A 21185-nucleotide genomic window follows, 5' to 3' on the forward strand; every position below is an offset into this window, starting at 1 on the left:
GGAGTCTTTATATGCAAAACTCACAAGATTTCAATATTACGGAGCTGTCGTTGCCCAAAGGGGGGGGCGCTATCACAGGTATGGGTGAAGCATTAACACCCGCCGGACCAGATGGTATGACCGTACTTTCTCTGCCGTTACCTATTTCTGCCGGGCGCGGTTATGCCCCCTCATTAACCCTGAACTATAACAGCGGGTCCGGTAATAGCCCATTTGGACTAGGCTGGGATTGCAACGTTATGTCGGTTCGCCGCCGCACTCATTTCGGTGTCCCCCATTATGACGAAACCGATACCTTCCTCGGACCAGAAGGCGAAGTTCTGATTGTCGTGGATCACCCACGCGATGAATCCACATTACAAGACATCAATTTGGGTACCACTTTCACCGTTACCCGCTACCGTCCCCGTTTGGAAAGTCATTTCAGCCGGTTAGAGTACTGGCAACCGAAAACAACAAACGCAACAGATTTTTGGCTGATATACAGCCCAGATGGACAGGTACACTTGCTAGGCAAAAATCCTCAAGCACGCATTAGTCACCCATCAGAAACCAAAACAGCTCAGTGGCTACTAGAAGCTTCAGTGTCACCGCATGGTGAGCAAATTTATTATCAGTACCGCCCCGAAAATGAAACAGGTTGTGAAACTGATGAGATTACAGCACATCCACAAGCTACGGCTCAACGCTATCTCCACACCGTACACTACGGCAACCTGACAGCCAGCGAAACGCTGCCAGGTCTGGATGGTCATGTCTCGTCACAAGCAAATTGGCTGTTCTGTCTGGTATTTGATTACGGCGAACGCAATAATGACTTACAAACACCGCCAGCATTTACAACAACGGATAACTGGCTTTGCCGACAGGACCGTTTTTCCCGCTATGAATACGGTTTTGAATTGCGTACTCGTCGCTTATGCCGCCAGATATTGATGTATCACCGTCTGCAAAAACTGGCCGGACAGGCAAAAAAACACGATGAACTGACGTTGGTTTCACGCTTGATATTGGATTATGACGAAAGCGCAATAGCCAGCACGCTGGTCTCTGTTCGCAAAGTGGGGCATGAACAAGATGGTACCGCCATCACCCTTCCACCATTAGAATTTGCATATCAGGACTTTGCGCCACAGCATAATGTTCGTTGGCAACCGATGGATGTGCTGGCAAATTTCAATGTAATCCAGCGTTGGCAACTAATTGATCTGAAAGGCGAAGGGGTACCCGGTCTGTTGTATCAAGATAAAGGGGCTTGGTGGTACCGTTCTGCACAGCGCCAAACTGGAAGCGACCCCAATGCCGTCACTTGGGAAAAAATGCAACCCTTATCGGTTATTCCCTCTCTGCAAAATAATGCATCACTGGTAGACATCAACGGCGATGGCCAGCTTGACTGGGTAGTCACCGGGCCAGGATTACGGGGATACCACAGCCAACTTCCAGATGGCAGCTGGACACGTTTTACCCCACTCAACGCTCTGCCAGTAGAATATTTTCATCCCCGTGCCCAACTTGCCGATTTAATGGGAGCCGGGCTGTCTGATTTGGTCCTGATCGGGCCAAAAAGTGTGCGTTTATATGCCAATACCCGTGACGGTTTTACCAAAGGTCAGGATGTAGTGCAATCCGGTAATGTAACCTTGCCAATACCGGGCGCAGATGCCCGCAAATTAGTGGCTTTTAGTGATGTACTTGGCTCCAGCCAAGCACATCTGGTTGAAGTCAGCGCAACTAAAGTTACCTGCTGGCCAAATCTGGGACACGGGCGCTTTGGTCAGCCAATCATCCTACCGGGATTTAGCCAGCCTGAAGCTGAGTTTAACCCAGCTCAGGTTTATCTGGCTGACCTGGATGGTAGCGGTCCGGCTGACCTGATTTATGTTCATACAAACCGTCTGGATATCTTCCTAAATAAAAGTGGCAACAGTTTTGCCGCACCTGTGACATTAACCTTTCCAGATGGTCTACGTTTTGATAATACCTGTCAGTTACAAGTCACCGACATTCAAGGCTTGGGCGTCTCCAGCCTGATACTGAGCGTACCACATATGGCGCCTCATCATTGGCGTTGTGACCTGACACTGCATAAACCCTGGCTCCTCAGTGAAATGAATAACAATATGGGGGCTAATCACACGCTGCGTTATCGCAGTTCCGCCCAATTTTGGCTGGATGAAAAAGCCAAAACACTCGCCTCTGGACAAACACCGATTTGCTATTTGCCCTTCCCAGTACATACTCTCTGGCAAACGGAGACAGAAGACGAAATCAGCGGCAACAAATTAGTGACAACCATGCGTTATGTTCACGGTGCCTGGGATGGACGTGAACGAGAATTTCGCGGATTTGGTTATGTTGAACAAACGGATAGCCATCAATTAGCTCAAGGCAGTGCACCTGAGCGTACACCACCAGCGCTGACCAAAAACTGGTATGCTACCGGTCTCCCTGAAATAGATAACACATTATCAACCGAGTATTGGCAAGGCGATACTCAGGCGTTTAATGGTTTTACACCACGCTTCACCACCTGGGCAAATAACCAAGATGTTCTCCTGACACCAGAAGACGACAACGCCCGATACTGGTTAAGCCGGGCGCTGAAAGGCCAACCGCTACGCAGTGAACTGTATGGGCTGGATGGCAGTGCACTAGAACAAATTCCCTATACTGTCACCGAATTCCGTCCACAGGTACGCCGATTACAGAATACAGATAGTCGATATCCTGTACTTTGGCCATCCGTGACAGAAAGCCGCAGCTATCACTATGAACGTATTGCCAGCGATCCACAGTGTAGCCAAGATATCACGCTATCCAGCGACTTATTCGGCCAGCCTCTGAAACGGATTTCAATCCAATATCCACGTCGCAACCAACCTACAATCAGCCCGTATCCCGATACATTACCCGAGACCCTGTTTGCCAGCAGTTATGATGATCAGCAACACAAATTACGGCTAACCTATCAACAATTCAGTTGGCACCATCTAACTAACAATACCGTTAGGATGCTGGGATTATCGGATGGTACCCGAAGTGATACGTTTACTTATGACGCTGAATATCTCCCTACCGGTGGTTTAAACCTGGAAATTCTGCATGCTGAAAATAGCCTCATTGCAGATGACAAGCCGCGTGAATACCTTGGTCAGCAAAAAATATTTTATACCGATGGACAAAATACAACACCTCTGCAAATACCAACACGGCAAGCACTGATTGCTTTCACAGAGACAACTGTATTTAATCAATCCACATTGTCAGCGTTTGATGGGAGTATCACATCTGAGAAATTGCCAACAACGCTGAAACAAGCAGGGTATCAACAAGCAGATTATCTGTTCCCTCGTACCGGAGAAGGCAAAGTTTGGACAGCGCGTCATGGTTATACTGATTACGGTACAGCCACGCAGTTCTGGCGCCCGCAAAAACAGAGCAACACCCAGTTCACGGGAAAAATCACATTAACCTGGGATGTCAATCATTGTGTTGTGATACAAACACGAAATGCTGCCGATCTGACAACATCAGCGAAATATGACTGGCGTTTTCTAACGCCCATACAACTCACCGATGAGAACGACAATGTACACTTTATCACGCTGGATGCACTGGGCCGCCCGATAACACATCGCTTTTGGGGAACAGAAAACGGTGTGATGACCGGTTATACCTCACCGGAAAAGACCGCGTTCCTTCCACCAACCGATGTAAACGAAGCTATTGATCTGACTGGACCGCTCCCTGTGGCACAGTGTCAGGTCTATGCGCCGGAAAGCTGGATGCCAACATTAAGTCAGAAAACCCTAAGTATATTGTCAGCACAAGAACAACAAATGTTGCAAAATTCCCGAATCATCACCAAAGACGGGCGTATCTGCATATTAGCTCATCGCCGCTGGTTACAAAGCCGAAGCGTATCCACTCAATTAATCAGCCTGTTAAACAGCACCCGTTTACCCCCTCACAGCCTCACACTGACTACGGATCGTTATGACAACGATACTGCTCAACAAATTCGTCAACAAGTGACATTCAGTGACGGTTTTGGCCGTTCGCTGCAAGTAGCGGTCCGACATGAAGCGGGCAAAGCCTGGCAACGCAATAAAGAAGGGTCGCTGGTCACGAAAATTGAGGACACCAATACTCGCTGGGCGGTAACCGGACGTACTGAATATGACAATAAAGGACAACCCATACGGACCTATCAGCCTTATTTTCTCAATGATTGGCGTTATGTTAGCAATAGTAGCAGCCGACAAGAAGCTTATGCTGATACCCATATATATGACCCCGTTGGTCGAGAAGTGAAGGTTATCACCGCAAAAGGCTGGTTTCGACGAACCTTGTTCACTCCCTGGTTTACTGTCAATGAGGATGAAAATGACACAGCAGCTGAGGTGAAAATGTAACTTGATAAATCCCGCCTGGCTAACGGGCGGGAAACAAATATAGAGGTGAAAGGTGTCGTTCATAATACCGTCAGATACTCAACTTATTATCTGGTTGATCGTTGGTTTTATTGCGGCCTGGGGTGGATTAGTCAGATATATCATAGACATGCAGAATAAACAGTATACATGGAGTTGGATTAACGTACTCTGTCAACTCATCATTTCCTGCTTCACTGGTGTGCTAGGAGGATTACTGAGTTTTGAAAGTGGCGGCAGCATCTATATGACTTTTGCAATTGCCGGGCTGTTCGGCACAACAGGAAGTACTGGGCTGAATTGGCTCTGGCGCCGACTTTCTATTCACCACGGAGGAAAGTAATAACCGTTTTTTTTCATTAACAAGAATCTAACCGCCATTATATGAACACCTCAACACCAACTATGCTGAGGAAACTGCGATCGCAGAAATAATTAAATGCAGCAATATAATAAAAGAGGCAAGTCATGAAAGACATGAATCCCAAACTTTATCAATCCACTCCCACCGTCAGCGTCCATGATAACCGTGGCCTGACTATCCGTGACATTGGTTTTCATCGTGTTATCCACCATCAGTATGATGTTCGCGGGAACTTGAACCAAAGCATTGCTCCGCGTCTGTACGACGAAAAGCAAAATGATAGTACGATAAAACCTAACGTTATCTGGCAGTATAATTTAACCGGCAATACCCTGTGTACAGAGCGCATTGATGCAGGTCGCACAGTCATCTTGAATGATATTGAAGGCCGCCCAGTATTAACCGTGACTGCAAGTGGTGTCATACAAACCCGGCAATATGAATCTTCTTCCCTACCCGGCCATCTGCTGTCCGTAACAGAACAAGAACCAACGGAAAAAACACCTCATATTATCGAACTCCTCATCTGGGCCAGAGGTACTGAACCAGAGAAAAACCATAACCTTGCCGGTCAGTGTGTACGACACTACAACACCACCGGAGTAACCCGACCAGAGAACTTCTCGCTGACAGGTACCGTTTTATCACAATCCCAACAATTGCTACTCGATGGTCAAGAGGCAAACTGGGCCGGTGACAATGAAACCATTTGGCAGAACCTATTGACCAGCAGAGTCTATACTACCCAAAGTACCTATGATGCCACTGGCGCTTTACTGACTCAGATTGATGCGAAAGGAAATATCCAGCGTCTGGCCTATAACGTAACTGGTCAATTAAAAGGTAGCTGGTCAACGCAAAGAGACCAAAATGGACAAATTATCGTCAAATCTCTGACTTATTCCGCTGCCGGACAAAAATTATGCGAAGGACACGTAACAGCGTGATCACCGAATACGGTTATGAACCGGAAACCCAGAGGCTTATCGGTACCAAAACTTATCGCTCATCAGACTGCAAAATATTGCAGAATTTACACTACGAATATGACCCAGTAGGTAATGTCATTTGTATACATAATGACGCAGAAGCCACTTGTTTCTGACGTAATCAAAAATTAGTATCGAAGAACACTTATCTCCATGATTCTCTGGATAATTTAACCAAAATCCAGCATAGAGCATCTGCTACCCAAACAATGACACCGCAGATAGATCGCTTAATAGAAGCATCGCCCTTTAGGGCGGTGAGCAGTCACAGAGGTCGGATGCTAGAAATGAAAAAAGTATTTCATTTCTAGCAATCTCTAATACAGCACGTTATTCACAATGATAGGCGATTAAGCACCAAGTGTTGCACCACCATCGATGACAATATCTTGTAAAGTAATATGGCTTGCCAGATCAGAAGCCATAAACAATATCGCATCAGCAATTTCTGTTGGCGTCGCTATCTTCCCAAGCGGAATGCCAAGTTTGAATAATTCAGAAAATCCCTGAATAACTTGCTGCTTAGAAGCTTCTGTTTGCCACATATCACGCTGCATTGGCGTATCTGTCGATCCCGGTGAAACAAGATTACAACGAACGCCATAAGGTGCTAATTCCAGCCCAACACTCAGACAGAGACTACGTAATGCTGCTTTAGAAGCACAATAGGCCGACATTCCAACACGAGGAACATGAGCCGCATTTGACGCAATAGTGACGATAGCCCCCGCTTTTTGACGTTGAAACTGGGGAATAGTCGCCTGAAATAGATTGAATGCCCCCCCCGCGTTGACAGACAAGCACTGTTGCCAATCTTCAAACGTTATCTCTTCAGTCGCTCCAAGGCGTAATATTCCTGCACCATTGACCAGTACATCAAGTCGTGGCTGTTGTACAAGGAGCTGTTCGCAACAACGTGAAACGGCAATCGTATCGCTGATATCAAGCAAATAAGGTGTAAAGGGCAAATCCCCCTCTGGGAAAGTGATATCAAACCCAATCACTTTCGCACCCGCTTGCTGAAAACGGTAAGCTGTCTGATAACCAATACCGCTACCAGCGCCGGTTATCCAGACAATTTTATCGCTAAAATCAAGCGTAATACTCATTTCAGGCTCCCTGATGCTCAGTGAATAACGCCATCCAACCATTTACTGTTGGATTTTTCATTAATGAAATAAAATCCACTTCATATCCTTGCTGGCGCCAATGGGAAATGAGAGACATGATGCGTACAGAATCCAACCCATAATCGAGCAAGTTTTCATCGTCACCAATATCACCACTATCCTCATCTAATAAAGGCAGTAATAGCCCTTTTAGGCGAGTCTTATTCCATTGCACTTGTTTTGCATTTAAGGCAATAAGAAGTTGTTCGGTAGTCTCTACACGTCCACAGCGCCCAGCGGTATATTTAAGCGCCATCATATGTTCTTCATAACTGAAATCAGCTAAAGCATCCGCCACCATAAAGGGCTGTATATCACGCATAAACGCATCAGTTGCTGTCATTAGACAACCAATATGTGCATAAACCCCACAAATAATCAGTTGATCACGTCCAGCTACTTTCAGCTGTTGCTCAAAATCAGTACGCTGAAATGCGCTATATCGCCATTTCTCCATAACAGTATCGCCAGCCTGAGGTACGAGCATATCTGTGATCTTTTGCAGTTCGGGGTGGCAGTTTAGCCCTGGCCCCCACATATCATTCAACAACGCCCTCTTCTCATCACTTTGCTGGTTAGGTTGAGCGGAATAAAATACCGGTATTCCATTCTCCCGACAGGTTTCTACCAGTCTGGCAATATTAGCCACAACTTGATTAATTAATGGGCTATTTTCTTCCCAGAAGTTAAGAAAGTAATTTTGCATATCATGAACTAACAATGCAGCCCGATTTTTATCCAATGACCAATTGACCTTGTTTGTTGGAAGTTCTTCTGCCACGGGTAAATCATAACTATTCAGTTTAGGAATGCTCATTTCTTTCTCCAACAAGTGATGACTGAACAAATTGCTTAACAAATTGACGTAATTGTTGCTTGTCTATTTTTCCAATATGTGTCAATGGCAGTGAAGGGACAGATTCAAACCGGTCAGGTAATTTATAATCTGCTATTCCCTGTTCACGTAGATAACGTCGTAAGGCTACGGCTTTTATCGGTTTTCGTGATACGACAAAAGCACAGCTTTTTTCCCCCATTAACTCATCAGGAACAGCGACAAGCGCGGCATAAATGACATCAGGATGCTGAAGTAATAGATTTTCAACTTCCTCTGTAGCAATTTTTTCCCCACCGCGATTGATTTGATCTTTTTCACGTCCTACTACTTGTAAATAACCATCAGGTGTCATGATGACAAGATCACCAGAACAATAGAATCCATTACTATCAAAGCATTGCTGATTATGCTGTGGACTGCGGTAATATCCACGGAAAGTATAAGGCCCCTGAGTCATCAATCGGCCAGCAATACCATGAGGAACAGGATTACCATCGTTATCAGCAACCCAAACTTCATCATCCGGACTTATAGGGCGGCCTTGGGTCATAAAAATATGCTGTTCGTCATCATCCAGCCGGGTATAGTTCACTAATCCTTCAGCCATACCAAAAACTTGTTGTAATTGACATCCCATTTCTTTTGGAATACGTCTGGCCAGGCTCTCGCTTAACCTTGCCCCACCGACCTGTAGCAATCGCAAGCTTTTTAGTGCGTCGCAGTTACCACCAAGAGCTATCGCTTCAAGCCACACACTGACTGCTGGCGGTACCAGTGCAACAGCATTCACCCGATGTTGCTGGATCAGCGGAAAACAACAATCAGCGCCGGGGTTATGCGCTAAAATAACCTGTCCTCCGCAGTAAAATGCCCCTAACGCTCCCGGTGAACTCATAGGAAAGTTATGCGCAGCAGGAAGTGCACATAAATAGCGAGTTTCAGCATTAAACTGACAAATTTCCGCACTAGCGCGAATACTGTAGTAATAATCATTATGCGTTCGGGGAATAAGTTTAGGTGTTCCCGTACTTCCTCCCGACAATTGGAAAAATGCAACTTCATCAGCAGGTGTTGGATTAGCGACAAAGTCGCCAGCACCTTGTGCCAACAGAGTCTCAACATCCAGAATACTGTCATTATCACCACGTAAGACAACGTGACATAAAGACGGGATACGGATTCTGAGTTCATCAATAAAATCGTCGTCGCTAAATAAGGAATGGTTGCGATCGGCAATTAATAATGCGGGGTTAATCTGATCAGCATAAGCACAAAGTTCACTACGCTGATGGCTAAATACCGCATTAATCGGAACTACGCCAAGTCGCAATAACGCAAAGAAAACAATATAAAACTCAGCCTCATTGCCTAATTGAACTAAGGCGGTTTGTCCTCGTTTAACGCCTCGTTGTTGTAGTGCTGCGGCTAAACTATCCACTAGCAGATTAAGTTCAGCATAGCTGAACTGACGTTCTCCACAGATAAGTGCAATTTTTCCGTTGTCTGACTGACGGGTAAAAATGTCACAAAGAGGGAGATCTATCCAATAACCAAGCTGACGATAGCGTTGTTCCAACGCTTTCGGCCAACGATTAAATTCAACTATCATGCCGGGCATACCTCCTGTGAAAACTCGAATGCACGTAACATTGTTGAAAACTTAACCTCTGTTTCCTGCCACTCTGACTCTGGATTCGAATCAGGCACAATGCCAGCTCCCGCAAACAACCTTATCCGCGAACCAATCACTTCACCACAACGGATAGTCACCACCCATTCACCATCCCCTTTCGCATCGCACCATCCCACAATGCCGCCAAAGAGATTTCGTTTAAACGGCTCTAATTTCTCAATTAAGTTTTTCGCAGTCTGATACGGCGTGCCACAAAGAGCTGGCGTAGGATGAAGCAAACAAGCAACAGAAAGTGCGTTTTCCTGCGGTGCCTTTAGCACTCCTTCGATATCAGTCGCAAGGTGCCATAGTACAGGCGTACTGATGGTGGAAGGCATTTTAGAGATATGTAGCTTTTGGCAACGGCTTTCGAGTACGTTTCTGATCATATCGGTCACCAACCGATGTTCATAATTATCCTTGATAGACTGAATAAGCGCTTGGCGTAATTTGTGATCATCTTCTGGGTTTTCACTACGCTTTGCTGAACCTGCCAACGGTTGAGAAAAGATAGTGTTGCCCTGTTTACGTACTAATAATTCTGGGCTAGCACCAATCAATGCCCCATTTTCCAACGGAACATGGAAGTTGTAACACCAACTATTTTGCTGATTAAGATGTCGTAATAATTGAATGGAATCTAATGGCTGATGAGTTTCGATATCAAGTAACCGCGAAAGGACAACTTTGTCTAATGCATGATTGTGCATTGCATCAATAGCGGTATTCACCATATGGCTAAAGTGTACTTTATCAGGCCACTGACAGCGTCTCTTTTCTGTATAGATAGAATTGGAAATAGGCGCTGGAAACTGCTGTCTTTGGAACCAATGGCATTTTTTAGGAACAAAAAGTGCCGCATTTTGCTGTTTATCGAATGGAATTGCCCCCACCAGAATAGGATTTTCAATCCCATCATTCTTCGCTTGCTGGAATAATTGACCTATTTCTTGCTGAATCAAGCTATCAGGGTTTACTGCATCATCAAGTGGCTTTGATAAAATCGCATATTGTCCCTGTGCTAACAGACTTTTACTGGATGAAAGAAACAGAAAATCCTTATTATTAAGATTATTAAAACCAGTCAGCAAAGCATCTCTATATAGATCTAGCACAAGTCTTACCTCTATCGGTTAATCGTGTAATCACGAAAATGGAATTTCCCTCGATATAATTTTGCATCACTTGCTACAAATAAAATTATGACTTAGATGGTCAATAATTAAATTTCGATATAATTTAATCTTATTAAAGTCTATATCTTAAAAATATTTCTCTCTTATTCCATTTAGATATTTTATTCGTTCCATCCTATTATTCTGTCCGATATTAAAAGTTATTGCTTAAATCTATCAGGAATATCATTTTAATAAATAAGTTTAAAAATCATAGCTATCCCCCGATAAAACGCCGTCTTTGCGGGATAATTAAAGGAGTATGACTGATGGGATCATCAATAATGACACAATCGAGCCCAAAAACCTCAGAAACCAATGTTGTCGTCATAATCTCACCAGGAGCCCCTTCCACCACAATCCGCCCTCCAGCCATCACAATCAAGTGATCTGCATACCGGCAAGCCTGATTTAAATCATGAAGTACGGCGATAAGTGTATATCCAGCTTCTTGATTAAGGCTACAAAACAACTCAAGCAACTCAATTTGATGAGCAATATCAAGATAGGTTGTCGGTTCATCAAGCAATAACAATGGCGTTTGCTGAGCCAGCACCATGGCAATCCAAACCCGTTGGCGCTGCCCGCCTGACAGCTCGTCAACAACACATTCAGCAAGCTGTGTTATACCGGTCATATCCATTGCCTGGCGCACCGCTTCATAATCCTCATGACTCCATTGACGCAATAACCGCTGATGGGGAAAACGCCCGCGTGCCACTAAATCAACAACTGTGATCCCCTGAGGTGCTTGTACACTTTGCGGTAATAATCCCAGCTGACGAGCCAAAGCGCGTGTCGGTATAGTGTGAATATCGTGGCCATCAAGGCAAACTCTGCCATATTCCGGACGTAGCAGGCGGCATAAACTTCTTAACAGCGTAGATTTACCACAGCCATTAGGGCCGATAATCACGGTAAAACGACTATCAGGAATACGCAGATTCAGTTCATCACAGACGATATGTTCACCGTAACCCAAGCGCAATTCTTCCACACTCAAACGACAAGGTAATAAAACACTTTGGCTATCATGTTTTGGCGTCAACGTTGTCATCAACTCTCTCACAGAAACACTATTAATCAGCCAGCATCAATATTCATATAAATTCTGACTTCAAGAGGATCATTCAGTATTAAATAGAAACCCTTATTCAAAGGGTATCTATACCTGTTATCTTTCAAGTTGCCTCTTTGTTGGCTTCACTCACCCCGGTCACATAGTTAGCTATGCTCCCGGGGATTCGCTCCCTGGCCGTCGCAATGCATCTTGAAATCCATAGGGTATATACACGTGGATAATCTTGGTAAGATCGCTCTAAGCGGTATATCGCTATCCTGTGTTTTTGCAAACAGTATCAAAATGTCATTGATAGTTTCTGATATTTGAGCGATTTGAGCCGTACTATAACGATCTGAACGATAATTAAATAAAACACGTACCGTTTCTTCACCTGCAATCATTTCTTCCGTAATTTCAAAGTGAAGCCCCAGCAGAGATTCCTGTTTTTCCAAAACAACCTGTTGAAATGCAATCTGGCTTCCATCCAACATATGGAATTCACCGCTCAAACTACTTTTCGCATGAAACTGAATATATACCTCAAACAAATGATCTTTTCCTTGATCTGAGTGGCCTGATAAAGCTTCTTCAATCAGATCAATAGGAATATCGGTATAAGGTAACGAGTCATTGATGTTACTCTTAACCTGAGTGATAAGATCAGTAAATGTCATTTGTTCAGTAAAACGAACCCTGTGTATCACCAGTGTGGTAAAATAACCAATAGTATCAAAGAAGCTCGCATCATCACGTCCCGAAGCTGACGTTCCCACAAGCAGATCATCAGTTGCCCCCAGTAAATTGAGCGATGCAACAATACTGGCGTAAAGAATATTAAAGAATGAAGCACCATTTTTTCTGGCCAGTGACTGTAAGCCTTGAGCCACCACTTTTTCAATCTCAAACTCAACAGCTTCACAGGAATTTGCCTGCCCAGATAATTCGCTGGCCGCATTTTTAAAAATGGGTTCTCCGCTTGGTGCCCCCCGTAAATGATTAACCCAATAATCAAGATGAGACTGATTTATTCCCTCATCATTTTGTCTAATTGCATATTGATAGAATGGTAAGGGTTGCTCTTGCCACGCAGGCGTCTCATTTATCAGCCTATATTTATAAGCATGTTTAAGCTCTTCCATTAACAAAACAATAGACCACTCATCAAGTACGACATGATGGAATAACATGGATAAAAACTGCTGGCCTGAAGCGTTATCGGTTACAAATTTAATGCGCAAAGGAAGTTCTTCAGATATATCAAACTGATATTTTCCCTCTTTTTTTAATATTTCTTCCGAGGAAAGGGAGCCATATTCGCGAGAACCCCAGAACCACTGGTAATTCGATAAATCTTTCATTGGGACGACACGTTGATAAACTTCTCTCTCTTTCTCATAAAATAAGCTACGCAATACAGAATGTCTTTGCAGTACATCAAAAAAAGCTTCCTGGAGTACCCGCTCATCGATATTTGCAGAAAATTTTAAAATAAAAGGTAAGTTGAAGATATCGTTGAAATCAAATGCCGCATACGCTTTCCATAGCGATTTTTGCGCAAGGGATAAAGGTGCAACAACCGCAATATCTCCTTCAAATTGTTCTTCACCCAACTCATTGTTGTTCTCATCAATAGGATCATGACATTGTGCATATTCGGCAAGTTTCCATGCCGTCGGATAACTAAAGAGATGATTAATATGGATCTCTATGTTATGTAAGCTCAGTAATCTGCCTATCACACGGGTGCCAATAAGTGAGTGCCCGCCATGATCAAAAAAGTCATCACTGGCTGTCATTTCTGGTGAAGAGAGCGCTTGTCTGAATTCATTTAAGATAATATTGGCTATTTTACGCTGGTTATCGCTTCTGTCAGTTGCTTCATGTTTTTTTTGCTGTTTGACAACAGTCAGTGATGCGTCACTGATATCTTCATGTTTTTTCTTCGCTGGAAGCGAAAAAATAGACGTAAATTTTGGCGCAATAGCAACATTTTGTTCATGAATAAATGTGCAAAAACCTTCTAACAGAAATGCACCAATATGTGCAGACACTGACGGACCCGTTATTAATTCAAAAAACCATTGTTCCTCATTTACATTTCCAGCAGCCAATGAGATATCAAAATGGGCATTCAACGGTGGAATGGATAATAACTCAACAATTGCATCATTCAACCTAAGTGATAACTGGGATTCATTAAGCCAAGTCACAAGAATATGTGGGTTGTCATGCCCGTACTCTACTTCATTGCTAGCTTGTGGATTGCCACTTTCTATCTGCCTTTCAATATCGACAATTATTTTGTTAAAGCTTCTATCATCCTGGCACACACGCAATGACATCAATTTTGAATCGAAAAATGGGCTGTTGAGTTCATCATGTGTATATTCCGGGTCGCACGATACACTAACATTCACATCCAAATGAGAGCCTATCACTGCAATATAGCAACCGAACAATGTCACTATCGTTGCCAATGCTGAATATGCTGTTTTCTCCGTAGGTAAAAATGGAGCAAGTGCATCAACATCAATTGTAGTACGATATCTAGTTACAAGACGATCATGAATGGAATCATCGAGATAACTAATTTTACCCGTTTCTTTAATTAACGCGTTCTTGGCGGTATCGGATTTATAGAGCCAGGGAATGCCTATTTTTCCAGACTCACATGATAACCATTTAGCCGAAAGTCCCTGTCTAAATAAATCTTCCTTTCCAAACCCGATGGTCTTCAAATCATTATTATAAGCATCGGAAAGCATGATAAGCATCTGCGATAATGATACAGTATCTCTCAGAATATGATGCACGATCACACCCAAAATAACCCCACGCCTTCCATTCATAAACAACATAAATTTAACAGGTGGATGTTCATCAAGACCGATAGGTTTACACTGTTCCTTGAGGAGACTATTTATCGCTTCTTCATCAGACTGAACCTGATAAATTTCAACAGGAGAATTCGCTGTTATATCGAAATACTTACGCAAATCGCCTTCATCATCAAAACGATACCGAACATTAATTCCAGCCATCTCTTTAGTAAGAAACGCTAGTGCTCTGATAAGCCGACCTATGTTGATATTTCCTGTCAATGACCAAGCACAGGCAAACTGACCAGAAGTATCAGAATCCTGTTGATGATGAAGCCACATCATCTCTTCAAATTCCGTTAAATCCTTTTCAATTTCCTGGACTTCCGAAGGTGAATAACTATCAGCATGGGTATGAAATACTTCATCCAGAAGCAATGCTTCATCATCTGTCAGTAACCGCTTAAACTCTCTTGCCATATTCCCACTTCTCCAGTCAACGCTGGGTTTACATATAATCTTTTACCATTTTTCGGACAGAGGGGTGCCGTGATTCCGCTTATACCTTTGTCCGGTTACTTATTGAGTTATTGTTTCAAGCCGTTGATTGATCACCTTAAAACTTCAGTTCAAACGTCGCACCAATCATTCTCGGACGCTGATAAATTGCTGAATTAACATTATTATCTGGAACTAATAAACGTTTGTCGGAGTCGAACAGATTCTGCGCAAATAATGTGGCACGTCCCCACTTGAAGTTATAACCAAGCTGAAGGTTAGCTATCCAATATGCTGGGATTTTCCCGCGGGCAGAATTGTCATACTGAGAGTAGTAAGTATCTGAGAACATAACATTGCCGCTAACATCAATATCTTCTGTCAGTAAATATTTAGCCAAGAGGTTTGCGGTATATCCTGGCGCCCGAGGTAATTCATTACCCTGAATACCGCTCTCTGAGAAGCTTTTAATCTTCGTTTTCAGCAAACCGAGACTACCGTTTAGCTCAAGTTTTTCAACCGGCTGCCAGCGAGCACCCACTTCTGCACCATACGTTTCAACCTGATTAGCATTACGTATCATGGTTGCATTTGGCCCCAGGTAGTAAGGTAACTGCATATCCTTATAATCGTTATAGAAAAGATTAGAAGTGAGTTCCAGCTTACCATCCATCAAGCTGTTACGTGTATAAAGGCTGTAGTTCCAGACATATTCAGGATCATAGGTATAATTAGGATCACCGGTATAAGTATTGTCAAGGATAATCCCTGCACCACCTGCGTTATAGCCTCGACCAACAGCTATTCCGATGGTTTGATCTTTCTGCGGTTTCCAGGCGATATCAATTTTAGGCAGAAAAGCGTTATAGGTTTCATTAAAATTAATTTTTACACGTTCGCTTCCCCCTCCTTTACGCGTTCTATGCTCACGTTCAAAGCGGCTTGATAAAGTTACATCAACCTTGGGAACAACCGTGTAGGTCAAGACAGTATAGGCAGAGGCTGTTTCTGTTTTATCATCAAATTTGCTGCCCCCGAAAAGATCGATAGACTCATCCTGTTTACCATAGAAATAACGCACACCCGCCAAACCATTCAGCCTATTATCAAGCCCTTGAAAACGGATAAGCGGTTCAAATTCTAACTCTTTACCATCAGTATCCGCTTTTGGAATTTTAGACGAAGTTAATCTGTGATAAGCAAGATCGGTATAAATTAATTTATTTTCCAAACTAATGGTATCTGACAAAGCCCATGAAACATCCCAGATCCCACTGGTCGTTTTTCGTTCTATAACTGGCCTGAACAGCTCATGCCTTAAATTAAGCGTATGCCTTGGATTGTATGCTTCGTTCTGAGGAGCCCGACTATCAAGATGGTTAACCGTTAATTTCGTGGATAACTCTGGAATAGACAGTGGTTCAAACAGCAGCTTCGCGCGGACCGTGGTTGATTCAATTTTGTGCGGATCGCCAACAGGATCATAAGAGACCAGGTTTGCAAAGCTGTCGCGATCTTGACGATCGACACTAAGACGGAAAGCCAGTTGATCTTCAATCAAAGGGCCAGAAGCCATCGCAGCAATTTGCTGATAGCCCTGATTTGCGAAACCACTTTTGATTGCGCTCTCCCAATAAAAGGTAGGATCGAGTGATTTAATGATCACTGCTCCTGCAATTGCGTTCCTTCCCTGAATATAACTTTGTGGATCACGAAATACCTCGACACTTTCTACATCCCATAAAGATTGTGTACCAAAAGCCAGCTCATTATAGGTAAACGAGCGCCCATCAATAGAGACGTTGATTCTGGGCCGTGTCCCACTAAGGAAAGCCATCCCGCCCTGTGAAGGGCCTGAACCATCAACACCGCGAACAGCAGGGAGAGCATTACTAATACCGTTATCAACAACGTTTGGTGTCATTTGCAGTAACGTGTTGACATCAGGGTTGGGAATAGATTTTATTTTACGAAGATTATAAACAGAGACACTGGAACCACTATCATAAATCGAGCGGTTGACTTTCTCTCCGGTTACCACCAACACATCTTCTTCTGGTGATAATGCCTTGGTATCTCCTTTTCGATCGTTTTGTGTGTTTTTTTCCTCTGCCGCAATAGCATCAGTGCCTGTCAACACAATAGCACCGAGAAATAAGGCACTAAAAGTACTTACAAAACGTGATTTTTTAGTATGCTCTCTTTCTGATGCATCATGTTGCAGAGTTGAGTGCAGCCTATTCATTCATTTGTCTCCTTTAGCCAGCTTACACGAAATAGTTTTAATTGATTAATAAATTAAATCGTGACATTGCTGACCGGTGTACCCCAGTCTGTAAAAACATGGTGCGACTTAACCCATGTTAATTTCGTATAGAATAATTTCGTACTATTATTAATACTTTTATGTTTTGGTCTATTATTTCTTAAATAGTAATAATTATCATAACAAGGTATATTATTATATGTAAATAAAAATCATTATCATTAAATGTGATCAGCACAACAGAAAAATAAATTTCCCATACAAAACAATTTTTTATTTCAAATAAATAAAGAAAACAAAAGATAACTCGGTAAAATATGTGGTTTTAGCAAGGTATTTAGCCAGAAAAGAAATTAACTGAGAATATATCCCTATATTTTATGGAATTAATTTTTAGTCCTAAAAAACAAGCTAGGAAAATAAAGAAGTAATTCACAGCCTAAGTTAGCAATATAAATAACTAAAATCTTCCGTCAATTGAGGAAGATAATGAACCCCAAAATAAATATATACCCTTCATCCTTCAAGTTGCTGCTTTGTTGGCTGCTTTCACGCACCCCAGTCACATAGTTATCTATGCTCCTGGGGATGCGTTCACTTGCCGCCGCGCTGCAACTTGAAATCTATTGGGTATAGAGGTTTTTATTAAATTTGCCGAGAACGGGTCAGTAACCAAATCAGATAAACTCCGCCAACGAGCCCTGTCATTAGTCCGATGGGAACTGCTGCTTGTAAAGGTAAAAGCTGTGTAAACAGATCAGCTGCCAGCAAAAGGCAAGCACCCATTAATGCGGCACTGACGATAGGAATATTTTTCGAACAGGTCAAGCGAACGACAAGCTGAGGTGCGGCCAAAGCAACAAAAGCAATCGGCCCTGCTGCGCCGGTGGCAAGAGCAGCTAACACTACAGCACAGAAAATCATGATAAGACGAACGCGTTCCACCTTAATGCCGAGCTGACTGGCAATATCATCCCCCATCTCGATAATGTTCAATTTCCTTACCGTAAAAAGAGCCAAAGGTACCAGCAATACAACTCCCGTTAAAACAGGAAAAACATGTCCCCATGTGCGCGCATTAAGTGATCCAGCAAGCCACAAATTTGCCATTACGGTATTATCCAGATTTCCTTTTACCAGTAATAAGCCATTCAGGGCAGTTAGCACTGAACCCACACCAATCCCCGTTAAAATAAGACGATATCCACCTATTGCACCCGATTTTAAAGATAACAGATACACAACTATTGCAGTCAAAATTCCACCAGCAATAGCGGCAATCGCCACTTGTGTTGCATCATTATCAGATAAAACTATCTGCATAATGGCACCCGTCGCCGCACCTGTTGTAAAACCAATTACATCTGGAGAGCCTAATGCATTTCTAGAAATAGACTGAAAGATAGCACCAGATACCCCCAGTGCCGCGCCTACAAAAATTGCGGTTAACACTCGAGGTAAACGAATATCCATGATGATCTTTTCGCTGATAGTACCGGAGTCCGCCCCCAAAAACGTACTGATAATTTGTGTGATTGTAATATTGAATTTGCCGATAGTCATAGAAAAAACGGCTAATACCATAATCAACAGTAGCATAACACAAATCACCATAAGGTTTCTGGGAACAAAAACAAAAGACATTTTTCCTTGTCGCCAGACCTTACCGGAAATATTAATCTCAGTCTCGCAGTAATTCCGTCTGCTCATAATTGGACAATTTTCCATTTTCTGATAAGGAAAACAAAGCACGGCCCTCCGATTAACGCCACCATAATGCCAACACTAATTTCCCCAGGATACCCTACGACTCGTCCCAAGCTATCAGCAGCAACCACCATCACTCCAGATATAAGCATAGAATAAGGAAGTACCCAACGATAATCAGGCCCTGCAATTAAACGAGCAAAATGAGGAGCTGTCAGGCCGATGAAACTAATGGGTCCTGCGGCTGCCGTTGCACCGCCAGATAACATAATGATAACCAGTGCAGATAAAATCCAAACTTTGGTTTGATTAACACCCAGTGATTTTCCCAGATCATGACCAAGTGCTACCGTATCAAGAGACTTTGTCAGCATTAAAGCGATCATCACTCCTGAAACTACCAGAATAGAGATAGGGAAAAGTACTTCATAACCTCGCCCTTGAAGTGAACCCACCACCCAGTGCCGGAATTGATTAAATACCTCGTCTTCACTATTTATGGTGATAATCTGGGTGACAGAGAATAATACAACGGACAAAGCAGCACCCGCCAATACCATTCTTACCGGGTTCAAGCCATGCTGAATTCCCCCAAGTAAATACACTCCACAACCCGCAATGGCCGCCCCTGCCAGACCAAACCACATATAGCCAATAACGTCGGAAATACCCCAAAAAGCAATTGCTGAGACAATCGAAACCGCTGCCCCAGCATTGATACCTAGGATACCCGGATCAGCCAATGGATTACGGGTAAGTGCCTGCATAATGGCACCAGCGACCCCCAATGAACAACCAACAATAATCGCTAGCAGAGTACGAGGCACTCTCAGATAACGAACTAATAAATGTTCACTATTAGCAGGATTAAAAGCGGTGAATGCCTCCCAAGTGACTTTTAGCGTGACAGGACGAGTCCCAACAAAAAGACTAAAAACTGAAAATGCCACAAGTAATAACCCGCAAATCAGCAACCCTTTTCGCTGAAATTTAAATTGCCGGTTATGGGATTGCGCACCAGAATTAGCAGCTGAAAAAATCAATTTTTTCATATCCAGCTCAAATAATTACTCAGTTATTTCGCTTTCTGCTTAATGCCAAATCGTTTAACAATGCTGTCGGCAATTTCTTTTGCACTGTAATAGTCAATTCGAAACGAATTCACACCAAGACCATAGACTTGTCCTGTTCTAACCGAAGCCAAATTAGCAAGTACAGGGTCCTTTAAGAATTCAGCAGCTCTGTCATTTCCTGCACTTAAAAGAAATGTCGTGGGTGCGGTTAACTGCGTAATATTTTCATATTGTGCCCAAACAAAATCGCCGGTTTTATTTCCACTGTTATGCCACGCAGGATCTGCCGGCTCGATAGAAAATCCAAGCTGTGAAAGCAGTAAAGCATGTGGACTTATACTCGTTGATATGGGGTTAATCGTTCCCGGTCCCCCATAGCTGATAATATTAACCTTACCCTCAGGTATTGCAATTTTTGCCCGGCATTCAGCAAGATAGTTATCAAAACCAGTAATTCTGGCCGTCACTTTATCTTCAAGCCCTGTCGCTTTTCCTAATTCAGTCGCCAAACCTTGCCATGTCTGTTTACCATAATCCAAGATAATCGTAGGCGCGATTTGTTTAAGTTGTTCTACCTGAGCATATGCAGAATCAGCGCCACTCATAGAAACCACAATCAGATCGGGTGCAACAACATAAGCCATTTCCAGATCAATATTGCCGGCTTGCCAGAGCTTTTCCAGTCCCCGTTCTTGGGCAACATTGTCCCATTGAGCGAAAAATTGCCCATTCGTGGCTGTTGCACTTGCGACCACAGGGGCATCAATTGATAACAGTATTCCTGTTATCGAAACGGTAGCTGATAAAATACGCTGGGGTTTTGTGGGGATAGTGGTGATAGAGCCATCAGCATTTTTAAAATCTCTTGGCCAAGAAAGGCTTTCCGTCTGAGCTGCATTTTCTGCATTTGCAGCATAAACAGTCCCCCCAAATAAACTGACCAGAGTAATGACCAAGCCATATACAAGGGTTAACATCGATTTCATTCTGGCATTCTCAGATAGTGATTGTAGTTCAGCGATACAGAAACTTCGCATACCCTTTCAGATAATCCAAAGTGGACGTAATGTATCATTTTGTCTAATATCCGACAATGAGATTAATAATGATTATCAT

13 protein-coding genes are annotated in these 21185 nt (G+C 43.2%); 3 read left to right on the forward strand and 10 right to left on the reverse strand.

The window, feature by feature from the left end:
• Nucleotides 1–11 precede the first annotated feature (11 nt).
• The 3 genes from BDD30_RS12580 (at nt 12) to BDD30_RS12590 (ending at nt 5747) form a co-directional block, all read left to right on the forward strand.
• Nucleotides 12–4418, forward strand: coding sequence for a SpvB/TcaC N-terminal domain-containing protein (locus BDD30_RS12580; RefSeq protein ID WP_012777085.1), 4407 nt, complete (start codon nt 12–14; stop codon nt 4416–4418).
• A gap of 52 nt (nt 4419–4470) precedes the next feature.
• Nucleotides 4471–4779, forward strand: a complete 309-nt coding sequence (locus BDD30_RS12585) for a phage holin family protein (RefSeq protein WP_012777084.1) — start codon at nt 4471–4473, stop codon at nt 4777–4779.
• Nucleotides 4780–4904: 125 nt separating this feature from the next.
• Nucleotides 4905–5747 (forward strand): RHS repeat protein, encoded by an 843-nt coding sequence (locus tag BDD30_RS12590; RefSeq protein WP_012777083.1) that lies wholly within the window; start codon nt 4905–4907, stop codon nt 5745–5747.
• A 392-nt stretch (nt 5748–6139) separates the two neighbouring features.
• On the opposite strand, the gene dhbA is transcribed toward BDD30_RS12590, so the two are convergent.
• From dhbA to fepB, 10 genes are all read right to left on the reverse strand, one after another.
• A complete protein-coding gene (dhbA, locus tag BDD30_RS12595; protein ID WP_012777082.1) occupies nt 6140–6898 on the reverse strand; it encodes a 2,3-dihydro-2,3-dihydroxybenzoate dehydrogenase in 759 nt (252 codons plus the stop codon).
• A 1-nt stretch (nt 6899) separates the two neighbouring features.
• Complete coding sequence (locus tag BDD30_RS12600; RefSeq protein ID WP_012777081.1) at nt 6900–7775, reverse strand: isochorismatase; 876 nt, start codon at nt 7773–7775, stop codon at nt 6900–6902.
• Nucleotides 7762–9405, reverse strand: a complete 1644-nt coding sequence (locus tag BDD30_RS12605) for a (2,3-dihydroxybenzoyl)adenylate synthase (protein WP_012777080.1) — start codon at nt 9403–9405, stop codon at nt 7762–7764. The genes BDD30_RS12600 and BDD30_RS12605 overlap by 14 nt, the downstream gene beginning before the upstream one ends.
• Nucleotides 9402–10583, reverse strand: coding sequence for an isochorismate synthase (locus BDD30_RS12610; RefSeq protein WP_012777079.1), 1182 nt, complete (start codon nt 10581–10583; stop codon nt 9402–9404). Before BDD30_RS12610 ends, BDD30_RS12605 begins: the two co-directional genes overlap by 4 nt.
• 277 nt (nt 10584–10860) lie before the next feature.
• The gene (locus tag BDD30_RS12615; RefSeq protein ID WP_049795184.1) at nt 10861–11700 is read right to left on the reverse strand and encodes an ABC transporter ATP-binding protein; all 840 of its coding nucleotides are present in this window, start codon (nt 11698–11700) and stop codon (nt 10861–10863) included.
• A gap of 167 nt (nt 11701–11867) precedes the next feature.
• Nucleotides 11868–15005, reverse strand: coding sequence for a condensation domain-containing protein (locus BDD30_RS12620; protein WP_012777077.1), 3138 nt, complete (start codon nt 15003–15005; stop codon nt 11868–11870).
• 136 nt (nt 15006–15141) lie between these two features.
• Complete coding sequence (locus tag BDD30_RS12625) at nt 15142–17268, reverse strand: TonB-dependent receptor (RefSeq protein ID WP_012777076.1); 2127 nt, start codon at nt 17266–17268, stop codon at nt 15142–15144.
• A 666-nt stretch (nt 17269–17934) separates the two neighbouring features.
• On the reverse strand, nt 17935–18999 hold the full coding sequence (locus BDD30_RS12630; RefSeq protein ID WP_012777075.1) for a FecCD family ABC transporter permease: 1065 nt from the start codon (nt 18997–18999) through the stop codon (nt 17935–17937).
• Complete coding sequence (locus BDD30_RS12635; protein WP_249039933.1) at nt 18996–19946, reverse strand: FecCD family ABC transporter permease; 951 nt, start codon at nt 19944–19946, stop codon at nt 18996–18998. The genes BDD30_RS12630 and BDD30_RS12635 overlap by 4 nt, the downstream gene beginning before the upstream one ends.
• A gap of 125 nt (nt 19947–20071) precedes the next feature.
• On the reverse strand, nt 20072–21055 hold the full coding sequence (gene fepB / locus BDD30_RS12640; protein ID WP_231849186.1) for a Fe2+-enterobactin ABC transporter substrate-binding protein: 984 nt from the start codon (nt 21053–21055) through the stop codon (nt 20072–20074).
• Between the last annotated feature and the right edge of the window lie 130 nt (nt 21056–21185).

It is taken from the genome of Photorhabdus asymbiotica (assembly GCF_003634575.1).
GTDB classification, from domain to species: Bacteria; Pseudomonadota; Gammaproteobacteria; order Enterobacterales; family Enterobacteriaceae; genus Photorhabdus; species Photorhabdus asymbiotica.